A 15906-nucleotide genomic window follows, 5' to 3' on the forward strand; every position below is an offset into this window, starting at 1 on the left:
GGAGCGCGTGCCCAGGCACGCGCTCCGCCGTAGCCCTTCGGGCACGGGAGCTGCCCCCACGCTGCGTTGTCGTCAGTCGCCGACACTCCGCGTGGGATTTTTCCTCCGCCTTGCACACGCACCGCTGTGACATCAGCCGCTCACGCGGCGGGCCGCTCGCTGAAGCCTGATCCAGAAGACAGGCCCTGGCTGCTCACGTCGAGGGCGTGCCCGGGTTATCCACAGGTGGCGGGGGCTGTCGGACCCCTGCCCCACAATGGGAATCCGCAAGAGGAATCCGCAAGGGATCCGCAGCAACCCCTCGCACGACGTCGGAAGGCGGTGACGGCTGCATGGCCGTATGGGACGAGCTGGTCGGGCAGGAGCGTGTCCAGGCGCAGCTCGCCGCCGCTGCCCGGGACGCCGACGCGCTCGTCACGGCACAGGCGGCGGGCGAGCAGCCGCCCGACGCGTCCAAGATGACTCACGCCTGGCTGTTCACCGGTCCGCCCGGCTCCGGCCGCTCCACCGCCGCGCGGGCGTTCGCGGCCGCCCTGCAGTGCACCAGCCCGGACCGCGCGCTCGGCGGCGCGCCAGGCTGTGGATTCTGCGACGGCTGCCACACCAGCCTGGTCGGTACGCACGCTGACGTCGAGGTGGTCCGCACCGATCTGCTCTCCATCGGTGTGAAGGAGACCCGTGACCTGGTCCGCCGCGCGCAGCTCTCGCCTGCGGTGGGCCGCTGGCAGGTCATCGTCCTGGAGGACGCCGACCGGCTCACGGAGGGCGCGGGCAATGTGCTGTTGAAGGCCGTCGAGGAGCCTGCCCCGCGCACGGTCTGGCTGCTCTGCGCGCCGTCCCTGGAGGATGTGCTGCCGACGATCCGGTCCCGCTGCCGCCACCTCACGCTCCGCACCCCGCCCGTCACGGCCGTGGCGGACGTCCTCATCCGGCGGGACGGCATCGAGCCCGAGGCGGCGACGGTCGCCGCCCGGGTGACCCAGGGACACATCGGCCGGGCCCGCCGGCTCGCCACGGACGAGCGGGCCCGGGCCCGCCGAGCCGTCGTCCTCAAGCTCCCGCTTCGTATCGAGGACGTGGGCGGCTGCCTCAGGGCCGCGCAGGAGCTGGTCGATTCCGCCGCGGAGGACGCCAAGCAGGTCTCGGAGGAGATCGACGTCAAGGAGACCGAGGATCTCAAGGCAGCCCTGGGGGCGGCGGCGGGCGGCCGGATGCCGCGCGGCACGGCCGGGGCGATGAAGGAGCTGGAGGACAGGCAGAAGCGCCGCAAGACCCGCACCCAGCGCGACAGCCTCGACCTCGCGCTCACCGACCTGACCGGCTTCTACCGGGACGTGCTGGCGCTTCAGCTGGGTTCCGCGGTCGCTCTCGCGAACGAGGACGTGCGGGACGCGCTCGACCGTGTCGCCCGCGGCTCCAGCCCGGAGCGGACCCTGCGCCGGATAGAAGCGATCCTGGCCTGCCGTGAGGCCCTGGACGCGAATGTGTCGCCGCTGCTGGCGGTGGAGGCCATGACGATGGCACTCCGTGCGGGCTGAGCTGTCCCCGCCGGTGCCGGCGCCGGATTCCGCAGAATCACCCATATGGGAGCGAAGGGGTATGTTCCGGCATTCGGGCGGCTAGGCTCCGAGAATGGACACCAGGCAGCTCCTCCGGACCTCGGCCATCGCGCTCGCCACAGCCCTGGGGCTGCTTGTATCGGGGTGCAGCAGCGGCAGTTCCACCCCGGAGGCGTCCGAGCCGCCGGCGACAGGAGCGGCCGCGCCCTCGCCGGTGCCGACGGCCGCGCTGAAGCCGTTCTACCAGCAGCGGCTGAGCTGGCGGGACTGTGGTGTGCCCGGTTTCCAGTGCGCCACGCTCAAAGCCCCGCTGGACTACGCCGAGCCGGACGGCCCCACGATCAGGCTTGCCGTGTCCCGGGTGAAGGCCACCGGACCGGGCAAGCGCATCGGCTCTCTGCTGGTCAACCCGGGAGGGCCGGGCGGTTCGGCGATCGGCTACCTCCAGGGGTACGCGGGCATCGGCTATCCCGCCCCGGTCCGGGCCCGGTACGACATGGTGGCCATCGACCCGCGGGGCGTGGCCCGCAGTGAACCCGTCGAATGTCTCGCCGGCAAGGCGATGGACACGTACACACAGAGCGACCAGACCCCCGACGACAAAGCCGAGATCAACAAGCTGAGCACGGCGTACAAGGGCTTCGCGGCAGGCTGCGAGTCGCGGTCCGCCACGGTCCTTCCGCATGTCTCGACGGTCGAGGCCGCCCGGGACATGGACATCCTGCGAGCCGTACTGGGCGACGAGAAGCTGTCGTACGTCGGGGCGTCGTACGGCACGTTCCTCGGCGCCACCTACGCCGAACTGTTCCCGGACCGGGCCGGCCGGCTCGTCCTCGACGGGGCGATGGACCCCTCCCTGCCGGCCCGCCAGATGAACCGCGACCAGACCGCGGGCTTCGAGACGGCGTTCCAGTCCTTCGCCGCCGACTGCGTCCAGCGCGCGGACTGCCCGCTCGGCACCGCCTCCACAAAGGACGCCTCGGCCCGGCTGAAGGCCTTCTTCACCAAGGTCGACGCCGCCCCGGTCCCGACCGGCGAGCACCGCGAGCTCACCGAGTCACTGGCCACGACGGGGGTGATCGCCGCGATGTACGACGAGGCGGCCTGGCCACAGCTCCGTGACGGCCTGACCAAAGCCATGAACGGCGACGGCGACGGGCTGCTGGCACTGTCCGACACGTACTACGAGCGGTCGGGCGACGGCTCGTACTCGAACCTGATGTACGCCAACGCCGCCGTGAACTGCCTCGACCTGCCCCCCGCCTTCAACACCCCGGCCCAGGTCTCGTCCGCCGTCGCCGACTTCGAGAAGGCCTCCCCGGTCTTCGGCGAGGGCTTCGCCTGGGCTTCCCTGAACTGCGCCTACTGGCCCACCCCGGCCACCGGCTCCCCGCACCGCATCGAGGCGAAGGGAGCCGATCCGATCGTGGTCGTCGGCACGACCCGCGACCCGGCCACCCCTTACAAATGGGCCCAGGCACTCGCCGGCCAGCTTTCCTCCGGCACCCTGCTCACCTACGACGGCGACGGTCACACGGCGTACGGCCGCGGCAGCGACTGCGTCGACACGGCGATCAACACCTACCTGCTGGAGGGGACACCGCCACCGGCGGGCAAGAAGTGCTGACCGCGACGGGCGCTCCACAGACCGGCCCACGGACCGGCCCAGGGGCTGGTCAGGGGCTGGTCAGGGGCACCCCGATTAACCCTGTAGACTTAGCGCCGCTGCTGATGCGAGCCTGCTCCTGCCGGGACGGGTATATCCGCAGCTTGCCGCCTTAGCTCAGTTGGCCAGAGCAACGCACTCGTAATGCGTAGGTCTCGGGTTCGAATCCCGAAGGCGGCTCACTCTGTGACCAGCGGTTTCCTTCGGGGAGCCGCTGGTCTTTTTTGTGCCCCGTTGCAGTTCCCGTTGCGATAGAACGGATGCTCACCCCCATAGGGCGTCTCCCATCCGCTTCGCCGCGTCGTTCGCGAGCACCGATCCAACGTGTAATGGTGGGCTCGGGTATTGGAACCTCCCGAATGCCTGCCTGAGGGCGGCCGCCCTTTGCGCCTTTTACATTGATATGCCCTGTCCTTCGTAGGACAGCCTCAGCAGGTCTTGCCGCCGCTGACCGAGATACCAATTGCCGGACTGATCGAGATCGATGGTGGTTCTGATGACGGCGGTGTCGCCGGAGGTCACCTCGGCCAGGACCTCTCCTCGCGGCGAGATGATCATGCTGGGGCAGTGCTGGTGAGCGTCCGCGACGTTCGCCGCAAGGACGAACCGCTGGTTCTCCGCTGCGCGGCTGATGAGGTGGCTTCTCCAAACCCCAGCTGGCTCGGCTGTATTTGCGGCGTGGGTGAGATAGATGAACGCCTGTGCTCCGCTGCTGGCAAGGTGCTGCCATTGCTCGGGAAAGCGGATCTCCCGGCAGATCTGGACACCGAGGCTGACTTGCCCGCCGGCCATCGGGATGGAAAGGGTGGAGAGGTCGGTCCCCGCTTCCAGTCGGCCGCGTTCGTTCATCGCCAGGTTGATCTTCCGGTAGATCCACCTCGCGCCGTTGGGTGAAAAGTAGATGGCGGCGTTGCTCCAGACTCCCTGGTCGAAGAGCAACGTGCCGCAGAACAGATGGACCGCTTTCCGCTGCGCCAGGTCGGCGACACGGTCTGTGGCGTTCGCCAAGGCCAGAGTGTCGAGGTCGCCCAGGACGGACAGGTCGCGCCCGTAGCCGGACAGTGCGCCCTCGGGCAGGACGACGATGTCGTCGGGCCGGGCTTCGGCCAAGACCTCGGAGATCAACTCCACATTCCGCTTAACGTCCCAGGTGATAGGGAACTGTGCGACCGTAAGCGATACCTTCATGAATCCTTCTTCCGGCGGCTGATCTCGGCTGCGTATGCCGCCCAGTCTCCGGCGGCGGCTCGTTGCCATTTGACGGCGACGGTGATGTCGATGCCGAGGGTGCGGGCGAGGACCGCGGCGGGCAGTTCGGTAGCGAGCTGGAACAGGGCGGTCGAGCGGGCCTGGGCGAGCCGGATGCCGAGTTTGCGGAGTCGTTCGCCCATGGCCCAGGCGCTGATCGGGCGGCCGGGTTGGCCTCCGGGGAAGAGCCAGGGCGAGTCTGTCCGGGCGAGGACGGCAGGGCTGCGGCGGGCCTCGACCTGCAGTCGGGCCAGGTCAGCGACGGGTGCGGGAAGCTCGACCGGGACAGCGCCGAGACGGATGCGGATTGCTCCGTCGGTCTCCTCGATGTGGTCGACGGTGAGCCGGGAGATCGCCGCGGGCCACTGGGCATAGAGGAGCAACAGCAGGCCGGCGAGGCGGTCTTCGGGCTTGAGGGTGTCGTCGTGCAGCAGACGTCGGGCGGTGGCCCAGCGGGCCTCGTCGTCCATCGGCTGCGAGGGGCCGTTCCATCGCTCGGCCGGGAAGCTGAGATCGCGGGCGATCTTCTGGGCCAGGGCCCAGCGCACGAAGTGGCCTGCCTCCTGGCGAAGACGGGCGTCGTCGCTGGTCATCCAGCGTTCGAGGTCGGTCTGTCGGCAGGAGGCAAGGGTCAAGTTCTGGCCTTCGAGCCAGTTCAGGAGATAGACGCCTGCTCGAAGGTGTTGCCGCGCGACCTGGAGCTGGTAGTACGTGGTCTCCTTGCCGCGACTGCGACGGCGAAGCCGTCGTAGGAGGTGCCAAGTCGCGTACCGGTGCAGGATCTTCCGCCCCTCGGCCGTCTCATGGGAGGTGACGAGGTCTTTGACGTGTCGTTCGAGACGGACCATCTGCTCGTCCCGCATGGGCAGGGCGCCGCTGGCGACGAGGACGCTGCGGATGTGCTCGACGACCTTGCCTTCGGGGAGTTCGTCCAGGGCTTCGTGAGTGAGGAGGCGGCGGCCGGAGCCGAGGTCGGACAGTACGGTGGAGACGATGCCGCCAGAGGGCCAGCGCAACCCGGTGGCGGCTCGTTCGGTGCTGGCCAGGGCCTCATGGAGGGCTTGAAGCTTCGGAGGTATGGCGCCCGAGTCGTTGGCGAGGAGTTCGTGGAGCCGCTGCTTGAGCGTGCAGCGAGGGCACGGACCGGAGGATCGCAGTCGTTCCGCTTCCCCGCAGGTGGGACACGGGCGCCAGAGCTCGGCGTCCGGTGCGGTGCAGGGTCCGCAGATGGGGGCTTCGGCGGTGCCGGAGTGGATGCCGCGGAGCCTCCCGCAGGAGGTGCAGTGAGCTTGGCGTCTGTCGCAGCCACCGCAGCGGGGCAGTCCGGTCAGACGGGAGTGGGTGCCGGGTGCGGTGCGACCACAGATCGAGCAGACCAGGATGGGCAGGGGGCAACAGTTGGGGCAGAGAGGACCGTCAGAGGTGCGGTTCTGTACTCGGCGACGCTTGCCGCAGCCGATGCAGACCTCGACGTTCGCAGGGTCGGTGACCAGGCAGTTCGGACAGAGCGGCCGTCCCTGAGCGTCGCGGATGGCCGGCTCGCGCTGGGCTCCGCAGCGTACGCATTCTTCGATGCGGGACTTGGCGATGCAGTTGCGGCAGACCCGCTGCCCGTCGAGCGGCTTGTCGATGCGGACAACCCGGTGGCAGCGGGGGCAGGCGGGCCTCACGATCCCGGCGACACCGGCCTCGTGCAGAAGGTCGATGAACTTCAGGATTGCGCGATGCGGCGCCAAATGGCCCTCCCCGGTCAGCAGTCGGGGATTCCCTTCCAGGGCCCAGACCAGTCGCTGCCGGTAGGCGGGACGCTGGGGTGCCGTGCGGCGGAGGGCTTCGGCGATCGCATCGCGGTCGGCGCCTGAAGCTATCGTGGTGATCAGTTCGTGGACGACCGTGACCGGATCACGGTCGTCGATGTCGGGGCACATCTTGCAACGCGGCAGGCCCTTGCGGTCCCGGAAGCCGACGCGTCGGACGTTTCCGCAGGTGGTGCACTCGGCGGTCTCCTGTCCGCAGACCGAGCAGAACCAGTCCTGGCCCTTGCGTTGGAGGGTTCGCAGTTGCTTGCCGCACTCGGCGCAGACCGGCGCCGCGATCGCCGCGGCGCCGGCCTTGCGGAGCTCGATGAGGAGATCACCGATGGCCCGTGGCGCCGGGGACCGGCCGTCGGTCAGGACCGCGGGCCTCATCGCCAGGGCCTTGGCCAGGTGCCGCGACTTCGCGCGGCCGCCGACGACGGCGGTGACCACGACCCGGATCGTGTCAGCGTCGAGTGCCTTCTCGGCGTCGGCGACGAGGTCCGTGATCAGGCCGATCGGGTCTGCGACGGCGCGATCGAGATTGTCAGCGGCGGTCATGACCGGTCAACACCCCTGATCCTGGCCCGCTTTGGCCGCAGCCCGCCGAGTCCCTCCGAACCGGATGACGGGCCGCCGCCGACGGCCGCCTTCTTCGGCTTCTTCACGGTGCCAGCCACGGCGATGGGCTCGATGAGGTCGTCCATGGCGCAGTCCAGGATGTCGAGCAGGGCCATGAGGATCTTCAGGCTCAGTCGCTCCGGTCGCTCGACGACGAGCCGATAGACCTGGCTGGAGGACAAGGTGATGCCGCGTTCGGCGAGCGGAGAAAGGAGGTCGGTGGTGGAGAACATCCCGCTGTCGGCCATGACTTTGCGCAGGTGCCAGTGGTAGTCGAGTTTGGCGGCCATCGCCGGATCCCTCCTGTCAGGCTCCGGCGAACGCCGGGGCCAGTGCCTTGTGCAGGGAAGTGTTCATGAAGTCGTCGCTGACGTGCGTGTAGATGGCCAGGGAGCTGTCGCACTCGTGGCCGACCTGCTGCTGGATGAAGCGCCGGTCCACCCCGTCCTCGGTCAGATGCGTGACGTACGAATGGCGAAGTCCGTGCGGGGTCAACTCTTTGTGCAGCCCCAGGGCATCCCGGTATGCCTCGAACCGATCGTTGATCGGCCCGGGCTGCAGGCGGCCCCGCGCTCGGTGATCCACAGAGCAGGGTGATCGGGGAACCCGAAGCGCGGGCGGACATTTTCGACGTAGTCCGCGACCGCCTCGACGGCCCAGTCCATCACCGACAGCACGTTCCGCCGCCGCGGCGGCTGGCCCTTCTTCGCCTTGCCGTAACGGACGTTGAGCGTGCCGTACCGGCCGAACTGCCGAGCCTGCGGGTTGCGTCCGAAGTCGACCACATCGAGCTTGGACGTCTCGGTCCGGCGAAGCCCCCACCCGTAGATGACCTTGAAGAGGGTGGCGTCGCGGTAGGCCGCCAGGACTCCCTTGCGTTTCGCCCGTACCGCTCGTTCGACCTGGTCGTCGGCGTAGTCGAGGAAGAGCTGCAGCTCTTCCCTGGTGAACGGCCGTGCCTCCGGGTCTCCTTCGTAATCCTGCAGGTGAGGGACGGTGTTCCATTCGTGGCAGATCGCCACCGGGAAGGTGCCGAAGGCTTCCTCACAGGCCGGGACCCAGCCGTAGTGGGCGTCGATGAGGAGTTCGGTGAACAGCCGGACCGTGCCCTGGTAGCTGCGGACCGTGGACGGCGCCAGGTGCCTCTCGCTCGTCAACGACGCCGACCATTCGTCCAGGTGGGCAGGCGTCCACCGCCACGGGTACTCGTTGGTGAACTCCAGGAACCGGCGGATCAGCCGTTCCCTCGGGTCGATCGTGTCGTCCTTCAGCCCCCGCGACTTCTGCTGAGCCCGCCAGCCCCGCAGCATCGCGTCGAACATCGCGTCCTCAGGACGCAGCTGGACCACCCCGGAGACGAGCTCCAGGTGAGCCGACCCGGCCAGGGCCACCTTGCGCTGATGCACCACTCCAGACCATCCCTTCTGGAGGGCAAATCATGCATCAGAAGGGATCAGTTCGGCAACATGCCTGCTCAGGAGGCCAGTTCGTAGAGGCTATGAACTGCTTCCGCTTCCTGTCGCGACCAGGTGACCTGCTGATCCTCACCCGTCTGATGCAATTCCCGAGGGTTCGTGTACCGCTGCGTCATTCGCATCGACGAGTGGCCGAGGATCTCCATCACCACGCGCGGGCTCACCCCGGACTCGATCAGCAGAGTGCCCGCTGTGTGCCGGCCGTCGTGCACGCGCGCGTCCCGGATCCCGGCTGCGTCGAGGATGTCCTTCCACTCCTCCCAGTCCATCCGTGGATCGATCGGGCGCCCGTTCTCCTGGCAGAACACGAGGTCGTGCTCCTCCCAGAGCTGACCGGCCGCCAGGCGTTCGCGCAGCTGCTCGGCCCGGTGTGCCCGCAGGATCGGCACCAGCGGCGGCGGGATCGGCGCCAGGCGCTTGTTCTTGCCCTTCGGCTCGCGGAAGACCAGCCCGCCGCCCCTACGCTGCGGGCACACCTTGGCGTGCGCCGTGCAGCCCTTCGGGCACGGCTTCGGGCAGCCGTTCTTCAGCTTGGCGTGCTGCTTGCACGTCGCCTTGCATGCCTTCCGGTGGTGCTTCGTACCGCAGTCGTGTGGGTCCTCGCATCCGTGCTGCCATGTGAGCCGTTGGAGCTGCCACCAGATCTTCATGGTGCCGGTGTCCAGGTCCACGTACTTCCAGCGCAGTCCGAGCGCCTCGCCCTGGCGCAGGCCTTCGGCGAGCGCGACGGACCAGCGGGCCCCGTTTCGGCGCTTGCTCGCATCGGTGAGTACTGCCTTCGCCTCGGCCTGCGTGAGTGGGTCGATCTCCACCTCGGCCGCCGACGGCGGCTCGACCAGTGTCGCTACGTTCCGCGTGACGATGTCCCGCTGCATGGCCACCTTTAGCGCGCGGGCGATGATCCGATGCGTCTTCAGCACGGTGCCCGACGACAGGTCACGGCGCAGCATGCCGAGGTACATCGCATCGAGGCGGTCGGGCGCGAGCTTGTCGACGCGGTGCTTCCCGATGCCCGGGAAGATGTACAGGCGGCACTTGGAGCGGTAGTCGTCCAGGGTGCGCGGCGCCATGGTGCCGTCGGCCACCTTGCGGGCGCACGCGATGTCCATCCAGGTTGTCAGCCACTGCTCGATGGACGGCGGGCGGCCGGCCTTCCGCGTCTTACCCGCGTCCCGCTGCTTCTCCAACTCCTTGACCTTGCGGCGCACCTCCGCCTCATCCGGGCCCTGGCGGTGCCGCCGATCGGGCGCGCCGTTCGGCTTCGTGCCGACGGTAACCCAGCCGTGCCATCTGCCGTCTGCCTCGGAGAAGTAGACCGAGGATTCGCCGTTGCTCCGCCGGCCGCTCATCCCGCCCGCCCCGGACGCCCAGGCGGTACAGGTCACTCCGAAGGTGCGGAAGGTGCGGCCCTACAGGAGAGAGGCCCCATGAAGCCCCACCGCTCCAACCTCATCGCCGGACCCACCGACCTCATCGCCGCCATCGTCCGCAGCTACAAGTGCGGCCACTGCAACAGCGACACCGAGGCACGACGCGACCAGCACGGGAACCCCCACCTGGTCATCCACCACGACGACGGATGCCCCGTCCTCACCGGAGCCATCAGCAGCATCCCCGACACCCTCCGAGCCGCCGCCGGCCAGCCCTGACCGCGCGCACGGCCCAGTTCAAGCCTTACGCGCGAGAGGAGATCAACCCCGATGCCCGCACCCCTCACCCCCGAACAGCGCGAGGCCGTCCTCGACGCCGCCCGATCCGGCGCCTCCCGTAATGAGGTGGCGCGGCAGACCGGCGTCTCACCCGCCTCCGTCACCCGGATCTGCTCGGCCGCCGGCGTCGCCTTCGACCGCACCGCGACCGCCGCCGCCGTGGAGGCCCGCGTCATCGACCTGAAGGCCGCCCGCGTCAACCTCGCCGGGAACCTCCTTGACGACATCACCGAGGCCCGCATGAGGCTCCACCAGACCACGGAGCCGCGGGACTTCTTCGACCTGGCCCGCTCCGTCGCCGTGCTGACGAACGCGCACGTGCGGATCGTCGGCGTGGATGGGCCGCCCGACGAGTCCGAGGGGGCCCGGAGCATGCTCGGCAGCCTCATGGGGCTCCTGAAGGTGGCTTACGACGAAGGCGCTGGCGAGCACCCCACGGCCGCTCTGGACCCCGCAGAAGAGGCCGAGCAGCCGTGACCGACGACGAGCTCCAAGACCGCACGTGGGCCATCGTCGCCACTGTGGCCGATGGCCGGTACGAGGACGTCGATGCGCTTTTGGTCGACCTTGACGAGGACAACCTCGGTCACGTCGTCACCGGCCTGGCTGGCCTCGCCGTGGGTTTCCTGATGCCGCGCGGCACCCGATGGCAGGACACGGGCCGACGGTCCCGTGTCGCGGACACGCTGCGTGCCGAGCTGCTGCGCCGTGCTGTGGCCTATGGGCCGCCCGATGACGCCGCGTAGGCCCGCGGTCATCGAGGCCGGCGGGGTGTTCCTGCCCGCGGAGGTCTGCCACCCCCTGTGGCTCGCCCTTCGGGCCCAGCTCGCCCGCCACCGCGCGGACGGAGGCCAGGTACGGCCCGAAGTCGCCGCGGCGCTGGACGCGTTGCGCGCTGCCGCCCTCACCCACCTGTCCGCGAACGGACATCCCGAACGGACACCAGCGGACATCAGCGCACCCTCGACACGTCGCCTGGTCACCACCGAGGAACTATCCGGCCGCCTCGGGGTGACCGGGCGCCACATTCGTCGCCTTGCTGCACAGCACGGCGTCACAGCCGCCGCACGGGGGTTGTGGCACCCGGAAGACGCCGAGCACCTCGCCCGCCTACGGAAGGACCGCTGATGGCCCCCCAGCCGCTCCCCACCCAGGACCAGGACCCCGACGTACAGGCCGCCCGCACAGCGCAGGCCGCGTACCTCACCGCGGCGCAGGAGGCCCGCTCGTCGTACCGGCTGTCCGCCCTCGCGAAGGCCGAAGCCGTCGATGCTGCGTACACCGCCTACCTCGAAGCGCTCCAGGGCGCGTGGGACCGGCTCCAGGCCCGCCGCCGCGAGCGCCTCGAATGGCTGGAGACCCAGGTGCCGACCGGTCCCGGTATCCCCGCCGGCACGTCCCCGGCCGACCGTGCGGTCCTCATGGCCGCGTTCCGGGCCGCGTACGACAAGGCCGCCGGCACCGACTGCGCAGGCCGTATCCGGCTGCTCCAGGAGGCCGAGCGGTTCGACGACGACGCTGGCCGCCGCGGTGCGCTCACTGCGATCGTCGACTTTTCCGAGCTGCACACGATCCGCGATTGGGCGAACGAGCACCTGACCACCGCGGGGTACCTCGACGAGGTGGCGAGCCTGCGCGAGGCCATCGCAGGCCGCTCGACGCGCCCGGATCACCGGCTCGCGGTGCAGGCGTTCCGCGCCGTGCGGGCCCCGGAGGAGGTCCGGCAGCTGCCGCAGCTCCTGCGCCTGCGGGACGCGGCGGAGACGCAGGGACAGGGCCAGTCCACGGCAGCTCGCGCGCACAGCGTGGCGCACTCCCGCTTCCCCCAGCCCGGCCGCTTCTGACCTCTGCCCGTCCTTCGAGGCGGGCTCCCCTGCGCCCGGCACCTCACCACGAGGCGCCGGGCGCCGCTGTGTTCATCGCGTCAGCAGAGCAACCAGCCGGGCCGTGTCAGCCAAGTCGGGGAGCGTCACCGCGGCCCCGGCCTCCGTGAGGTCTTGCTCGCTGCTTCGCCCCGTGGCTACGGCGACCACCCGGACGCCCGTGTCCAGCCCGGCCCGGACATCCGCTGGGGTGTCGCCGACGAGGACCGCGTCCGCGGCCGAGACCCCGGATCGCGTGAGAGCGAGGCCCACTAGCGTGGCGCGTTCGTCAGCGTCCTCCCCGTACGCGCCGGCCGTCAGGTCGATGTGTTGGTCAAGGCCGAACGCGGTCAGCTTGACCTCGGACACGGCTCGGATGTTGCCCGTCACCACGGTCTGGACGACGCCGGGTACCTCGGCCAGTGCAGCGAGCGCGGAGGCTGCCCCGGGCAACGCGTGCCCCCGCTCGCGCAGTTCGGCGACCTGCCGCAGGTGCCCCTCGGCCAGTGCCTTCGCGAACGCCTCGAAGTCGTCCCGCCCAGTCTCCAATCCGTGCAGCTTCGCTGTCTCCCGGAAGATGACCGGCTCCGTCAGACCGTCGATCCTCGCCTGATGCGCCATCTGCCGTCCGGTCACCTGGCGGAAGGCGTCGGCGAACAGAGACCGGCCCACGCCGCGGGTGTCAACCAGCGTGTGATCGATGTCCCACAGCACGAGGCGCCTGGCCATGTTCCCTCCCGGACGTCGACAGCGGACCCCCAGCGTTTCACACGCCCAACCAAAGCCGTGACCCCCCGTGCAGGCAGCGTCTACGCTGAGGAATCGAGCCGAAATCGTGGGAGAGGGGGCAGGCCATGGTGGCTCCAGACCTGCCCATCGGAGACCGCATCCGCCACCACCGCCAGGCAGGGCAGCGCCGGCAGGACGTCATCGCGGGACTGGTCGGGATCACCCCCGACTACCTGTCTCAGATCGAACGCGGTCTGAAGATCCCCACACTGCCCGTGCTGCACGCCATCGCCCGGGAGCTCGGAGTGCCCACCGCCGCCCTACTCGCCGAGAGCGCCGACCCTACCCCCGCGCCCTCGGACACCACCGCGCCAGCCATCACACAGGCACTCATGGGCTACGGGCCGCCGCGCAGCGCAGCCGTCGACCCGCCCCACGTGCTCCGCGAGCGTGTAGAGAGCGCCTGGCACGTCTGGCAGACCTCGCCCAACCGATTCACCCAGGCCTCCGACGTCCTGCCCGACCTGATCGCCGACACCGAGCACGCCTTACGCGCCCACCGCACCGGCAACGACGCCGCCGCCCGCCGGGAGACCCTGCGCGTCGCGGCAGACCTGTACTTCCTGCTTCGCTCGTAACCTCCGCCGCACCGGTCGAGTCGACCTGTCCCTGATGGCCGCGGACCGAGCAGCCCGCGCCGCCGAGGACGCCGACGACCCGCTGCGGATCGCCGCCGCGAGCTGGAACCTCGGGCACGTCCTGCTCGCCACACAGGAACCCGACGGCGCAGAAGAGGTCGCCGCACGCAGCATCGAGCAGCTGCGCCCACGCGTCACCGACGCGGCCCCGGACTACGCCGCGATGGTCGGTGCCCTCCAACTGGTCACGGTCGTCGCCGCCGCCCGCCGGAGGGACTGGTGGGCCGCCCGCGACCGGCTGTCAAAGCACGCGTGGCCCGCCGCCCGCCAGGCCGGGGAAGGCAACGTCATGTGGACCGTGTTCGGCCCCACCAATGTCGAACTACACCGGGTCAGCATCGAGATGGAAGCCGGAGAGGCGGCGGAAGCACTGCGCGCGGCGGACGCCATCAACACGGGCGATCTGCCATCGCTAGAGCGGTCGTTCACCTTCACCCTCGAAGTGGCGCGCTGCTACGACCTGCGCCGCGAGGACGCGGCGGTCCTGCTGCACCTGCTGGAACTGGAGCGGTTGGCGCCGGAAGACCTCGCACGAGCCCCGATGGCCCGGGCCATGATGCTCGGCCTGATCCGCCGGGCACGGGCGATGCACGCGCGGCAGGCCGAGGCGCTCGCCGAGCGGATGGGCGTGCTCTGACCCGAGCTGACAGTTCGGCTGAGCTGTCAGTTCGCGCCGCTCCGGGTCGCCATACCTACGGTCCTGGTCATGGAGACGGGAACCCGGCCTGCCGCGGCCGTGAGCGCGGCGAATCCAGGATGGTGCCACTGGCACGTGGGCTCGTCGGAGACGGCGGTGCTGATCCAGTACGGTGAGCGGTCCTCCGGGCCGCCGGTGGCTCTGTACGCGTGCGCGCCGTGCCGCGAGCAGCGCCACCTCGTACCTCTCCGGCGAGGTGCGTGATGCTCCGACAGTGGGACTACGCCAAGACCACTTATGACGGCCGCACAGGGCTGATCACGATGGACCTTGGCAGCATGTACCGCGTGCGTTTCCACCACGGGCCGGCCCCCCGGCCCGGACTCGTAGGAGAGGCGACCATCCGCCGCGAATACCTGGTGCGGGCGGACGAGCAGCAGAAGGCCGAGGCCATCGCGGCCGGACTTGTCCCGGAGCGCGAGCGCAGTTTCCTGCCCCCCAAGCCCCGCACCCGACGCTAACGGCGCAGCGTGCGGTGAAGCGGTCGCCCGACGGCGAGCAACACGAGGGCACCCGCTGCAACACCCCCGGTCGGCCATAGGTCCCGTCGTCCTGGCCGGCTGGGGCTCCCCAGACACCCGCTCTGGCCCCGTGGCCCTGGAACAGCTCGGACGCCATGCCGATCCGGGTGGGCCTTCGCAATGCGCATGTGGCCAGAGCGGGCCTCCTTCACGAACTCCCAACCAGAGAGGCACATCCATGGGAACCATCAGCAACGGCCGTACGACGAAGGCCTATGAGAACGTGAGTGCTCCGGGCCTGGACTGGCGTAAGGCGAGCCGGACGGACCTGGATCCGATCCTGAAGGACTGCGTCATCCTCGCCGAGGCACCGGCCGCCGAGGACCACCCGCACCCGCACGTCCCGGACGGAACCCGCATGGTCGCCCTCTCCGACGACAAGGACCCCGGCAGCCCCATCCTCTACTTCACCCGCGCGGAGATCGGGAAGTTCTTCGAGGGCGTGAAGGCCGGCGACTTCGACGACCTCATGCCGACCCACGGGGAGATGTTGCAGGCCGCCGCCGTGGCCAGCTGACCGTGAACGCGCAAGAGGTCACCGCGGCGTTCGCGCACGTGCAGAAGCAGTTCAGCCGCACCCCGTGCCGGGAGTGCCGCGGCCGCAATACGGTCGCCCTAGTGTACGAGGGCGTCGTCATCGTCTCGTGCGAGAGCTGCGGCGGCGCCACCCGCAAGGGCCAGCTCGCGCACCGCTGACCCGCCGCGAGACCGCCCCGGCCTGCCGTCCGTCCCCCGTCGGCCGGCCGGGGCAACACCCCAGCGCTACTTCCCCATCTGGTCCGACAGGTCCTGGACGAGACGCCAGTCGTCCCCGTCCCGCTCGAAGACGAGCCGCTGGGACGAACCCCATGGCGTGTTCGGACTCAGCTTCCTTCCGTACGTGTCGGAGGTGTACGGAGTGGTGATCTCATCGACGTCCACGATGAATTGGTCGCCCTTTTTCTTCACCTCGTCCACGACGGCTCTGGCGTCGGCCTGATTCCAGACCATGCCGGCCAGCGGGGCGTGCTGCCGCCACTGCGCCTCAGGTGCATCCGCGCGCCGCTGGAAGAACTCCTCGGCAGCCTGCTCGAGAGACTTCCGTTCTGCCTCCCGCTCGGCTGCCGCGGCCTGGTTCTTCACCACCAGTCCGCCGGGCACCGCCACAAGCACCGCCGCAGCCGCGGCCAGCCCCACCTTGTGCTTCTTCTGCACCTTGCTCCCCACCCCTATATGCATCGACATATCGATGCATCGATCTGCCGGGAGAGTAACAACGATCAAACCGCCTGCCTAGACAAATCCGCAGGCAGGAGCGTCTCGCTCGCCGCCGCACTGGCGGAAGT

At 69.6% G+C, this 15906-nt stretch carries 20 protein-coding genes and 1 tRNA gene; 13 read left to right on the forward strand and 8 right to left on the reverse strand.

All coding sequences use genetic code 11. The annotated features are described in order from the left end of the window. The first annotated feature begins 332 nt into the window (after positions 1 to 332). From ACWGI8_RS00765 to ACWGI8_RS00775, 3 genes are all read left to right on the forward strand, one after another. Positions 333 to 1538 (forward strand): DNA polymerase III subunit delta', encoded by a 1206-nt coding sequence (locus ACWGI8_RS00765; RefSeq protein WP_453657303.1) that lies wholly within the window; start codon positions 333 to 335, stop codon positions 1536 to 1538. Between the two features lie 94 nt (positions 1539 to 1632). Next, positions 1633 to 3186, forward strand: coding sequence for an alpha/beta hydrolase (locus ACWGI8_RS00770; RefSeq protein WP_453657305.1), 1554 nt, complete (start codon positions 1633 to 1635; stop codon positions 3184 to 3186). Between the two features lie 145 nt (positions 3187 to 3331). Further along, positions 3332 to 3405 (forward strand) — tRNA-Thr (locus ACWGI8_RS00775). 213 nt (positions 3406 to 3618) lie between these two features. Here ACWGI8_RS00775 and ACWGI8_RS00780 read toward each other — a convergent pair. The 6 genes from ACWGI8_RS00780 to ACWGI8_RS00805 all read right to left on the reverse strand — a co-directional run bounded on the left by ACWGI8_RS00780 (position 3619) and on the right by ACWGI8_RS00805 (position 9714). After that, positions 3619 to 4413, reverse strand: a complete 795-nt coding sequence (locus ACWGI8_RS00780) for a carbon-nitrogen hydrolase family protein (protein WP_453657307.1) — start codon at positions 4411 to 4413, stop codon at positions 3619 to 3621. After that, complete coding sequence (locus ACWGI8_RS00785) at positions 4410 to 6830, reverse strand: site-specific integrase (RefSeq protein ID WP_453657309.1); 2421 nt, start codon at positions 6828 to 6830, stop codon at positions 4410 to 4412. The genes ACWGI8_RS00780 and ACWGI8_RS00785 overlap by 4 nt, the downstream gene beginning before the upstream one ends. Then, positions 6827 to 7180 carry a helix-turn-helix domain-containing protein gene (locus tag ACWGI8_RS00790; RefSeq protein WP_453657311.1) on the reverse strand — a complete coding sequence of 118 codons (354 nt, stop codon included), beginning with the start codon at positions 7178 to 7180 and terminating at the stop codon, positions 6827 to 6829. Before ACWGI8_RS00790 ends, ACWGI8_RS00785 begins: the two co-directional genes overlap by 4 nt. 16 nt (positions 7181 to 7196) lie before the next feature. Continuing rightward, entirely contained in the window at positions 7197 to 7475 is a 279-nt protein-coding gene (locus ACWGI8_RS00795; protein ID WP_453657313.1) for a tyrosine-type recombinase/integrase, read from the reverse strand. Continuing rightward, positions 7382 to 8296 carry a tyrosine-type recombinase/integrase gene (locus tag ACWGI8_RS00800; RefSeq protein ID WP_453657315.1) on the reverse strand — a complete coding sequence of 305 codons (915 nt, stop codon included), beginning with the start codon at positions 8294 to 8296 and terminating at the stop codon, positions 7382 to 7384. Before ACWGI8_RS00800 ends, ACWGI8_RS00795 begins: the two co-directional genes overlap by 94 nt. A gap of 68 nt (positions 8297 to 8364) precedes the next feature. After that, positions 8365 to 9714 carry a tyrosine-type recombinase/integrase gene (locus ACWGI8_RS00805; RefSeq protein ID WP_453657317.1) on the reverse strand — a complete coding sequence of 450 codons (1350 nt, stop codon included), beginning with the start codon at positions 9712 to 9714 and terminating at the stop codon, positions 8365 to 8367. A gap of 78 nt (positions 9715 to 9792) precedes the next feature. Between ACWGI8_RS00805 and ACWGI8_RS00810 the strand changes: the two genes are divergently transcribed. The 5 genes from ACWGI8_RS00810 to ACWGI8_RS00830 are packed head-to-tail and all read left to right on the forward strand — an operon-like array spanning position 9793 to position 11918. Next, positions 9793 to 10014: a hypothetical protein gene (locus ACWGI8_RS00810; RefSeq protein ID WP_453657319.1), complete on the forward strand. Its 222-nt coding sequence runs from the start codon at positions 9793 to 9795 to the stop codon at positions 10012 to 10014. A 51-nt stretch (positions 10015 to 10065) separates the two neighbouring features. Beyond that, positions 10066 to 10551: a hypothetical protein gene (locus tag ACWGI8_RS00815; protein WP_453657321.1), complete on the forward strand. Its 486-nt coding sequence runs from the start codon at positions 10066 to 10068 to the stop codon at positions 10549 to 10551. After that, a complete protein-coding gene (locus tag ACWGI8_RS00820) occupies positions 10548 to 10820 on the forward strand; it encodes a hypothetical protein (protein WP_453657323.1) in 273 nt (90 codons plus the stop codon). Before ACWGI8_RS00815 ends, ACWGI8_RS00820 begins: the two co-directional genes overlap by 4 nt. Further along, positions 10807 to 11202 carry a hypothetical protein gene (locus tag ACWGI8_RS00825; protein WP_453657325.1) on the forward strand — a complete coding sequence of 132 codons (396 nt, stop codon included), beginning with the start codon at positions 10807 to 10809 and terminating at the stop codon, positions 11200 to 11202. The genes ACWGI8_RS00820 and ACWGI8_RS00825 overlap by 14 nt, the downstream gene beginning before the upstream one ends. Further along, entirely contained in the window at positions 11202 to 11918 is a 717-nt protein-coding gene (locus ACWGI8_RS00830) for a hypothetical protein (protein ID WP_453657327.1), read from the forward strand. Before ACWGI8_RS00825 ends, ACWGI8_RS00830 begins: the two co-directional genes overlap by 1 nt. A 72-nt stretch (positions 11919 to 11990) precedes the next feature. Here ACWGI8_RS00830 and ACWGI8_RS00835 read toward each other — a convergent pair whose 3' ends face one another. Further along, a complete protein-coding gene (locus ACWGI8_RS00835) occupies positions 11991 to 12665 on the reverse strand; it encodes an HAD family hydrolase (RefSeq protein WP_453657329.1) in 675 nt (224 codons plus the stop codon). A gap of 125 nt (positions 12666 to 12790) precedes the next feature. On the opposite strand from ACWGI8_RS00835, the gene ACWGI8_RS00840 reads away from it, so the two are divergent. The 5 genes from ACWGI8_RS00840 (at position 12791) to ACWGI8_RS00860 (ending at position 15277) form a co-directional block, all read left to right on the forward strand. Continuing rightward, entirely contained in the window at positions 12791 to 13303 is a 513-nt protein-coding gene (locus ACWGI8_RS00840) for a helix-turn-helix domain-containing protein (protein ID WP_453657331.1), read from the forward strand. 34 nt (positions 13304 to 13337) lie between these two features. Next, positions 13338 to 14000 carry a transcriptional regulator gene (locus tag ACWGI8_RS00845; RefSeq protein ID WP_453657333.1) on the forward strand — a complete coding sequence of 221 codons (663 nt, stop codon included), beginning with the start codon at positions 13338 to 13340 and terminating at the stop codon, positions 13998 to 14000. Positions 14001 to 14263: 263 nt separating this feature from the next. Beyond that, a complete protein-coding gene (locus ACWGI8_RS00850) occupies positions 14264 to 14521 on the forward strand; it encodes a hypothetical protein (RefSeq protein WP_453657335.1) in 258 nt (85 codons plus the stop codon). Positions 14522 to 14759: 238 nt separating this feature from the next. Then, positions 14760 to 15098 carry a DUF397 domain-containing protein gene (locus ACWGI8_RS00855; protein WP_453657337.1) on the forward strand — a complete coding sequence of 113 codons (339 nt, stop codon included), beginning with the start codon at positions 14760 to 14762 and terminating at the stop codon, positions 15096 to 15098. A gap of 2 nt (positions 15099 to 15100) precedes the next feature. Further along, positions 15101 to 15277 carry a hypothetical protein gene (locus tag ACWGI8_RS00860; protein WP_453657339.1) on the forward strand — a complete coding sequence of 59 codons (177 nt, stop codon included), beginning with the start codon at positions 15101 to 15103 and terminating at the stop codon, positions 15275 to 15277. 66 nt (positions 15278 to 15343) lie between these two features. Here ACWGI8_RS00860 and ACWGI8_RS00865 read toward each other — a convergent pair whose 3' ends face one another. After that, positions 15344 to 15775, reverse strand: a complete 432-nt coding sequence (locus ACWGI8_RS00865; RefSeq protein ID WP_453657341.1) for a hypothetical protein — start codon at positions 15773 to 15775, stop codon at positions 15344 to 15346. Between the last annotated feature and the right edge of the window lie 131 nt (positions 15776 to 15906).

It is taken from the genome of Streptomyces sp. NPDC054841, from assembly GCF_053611045.1.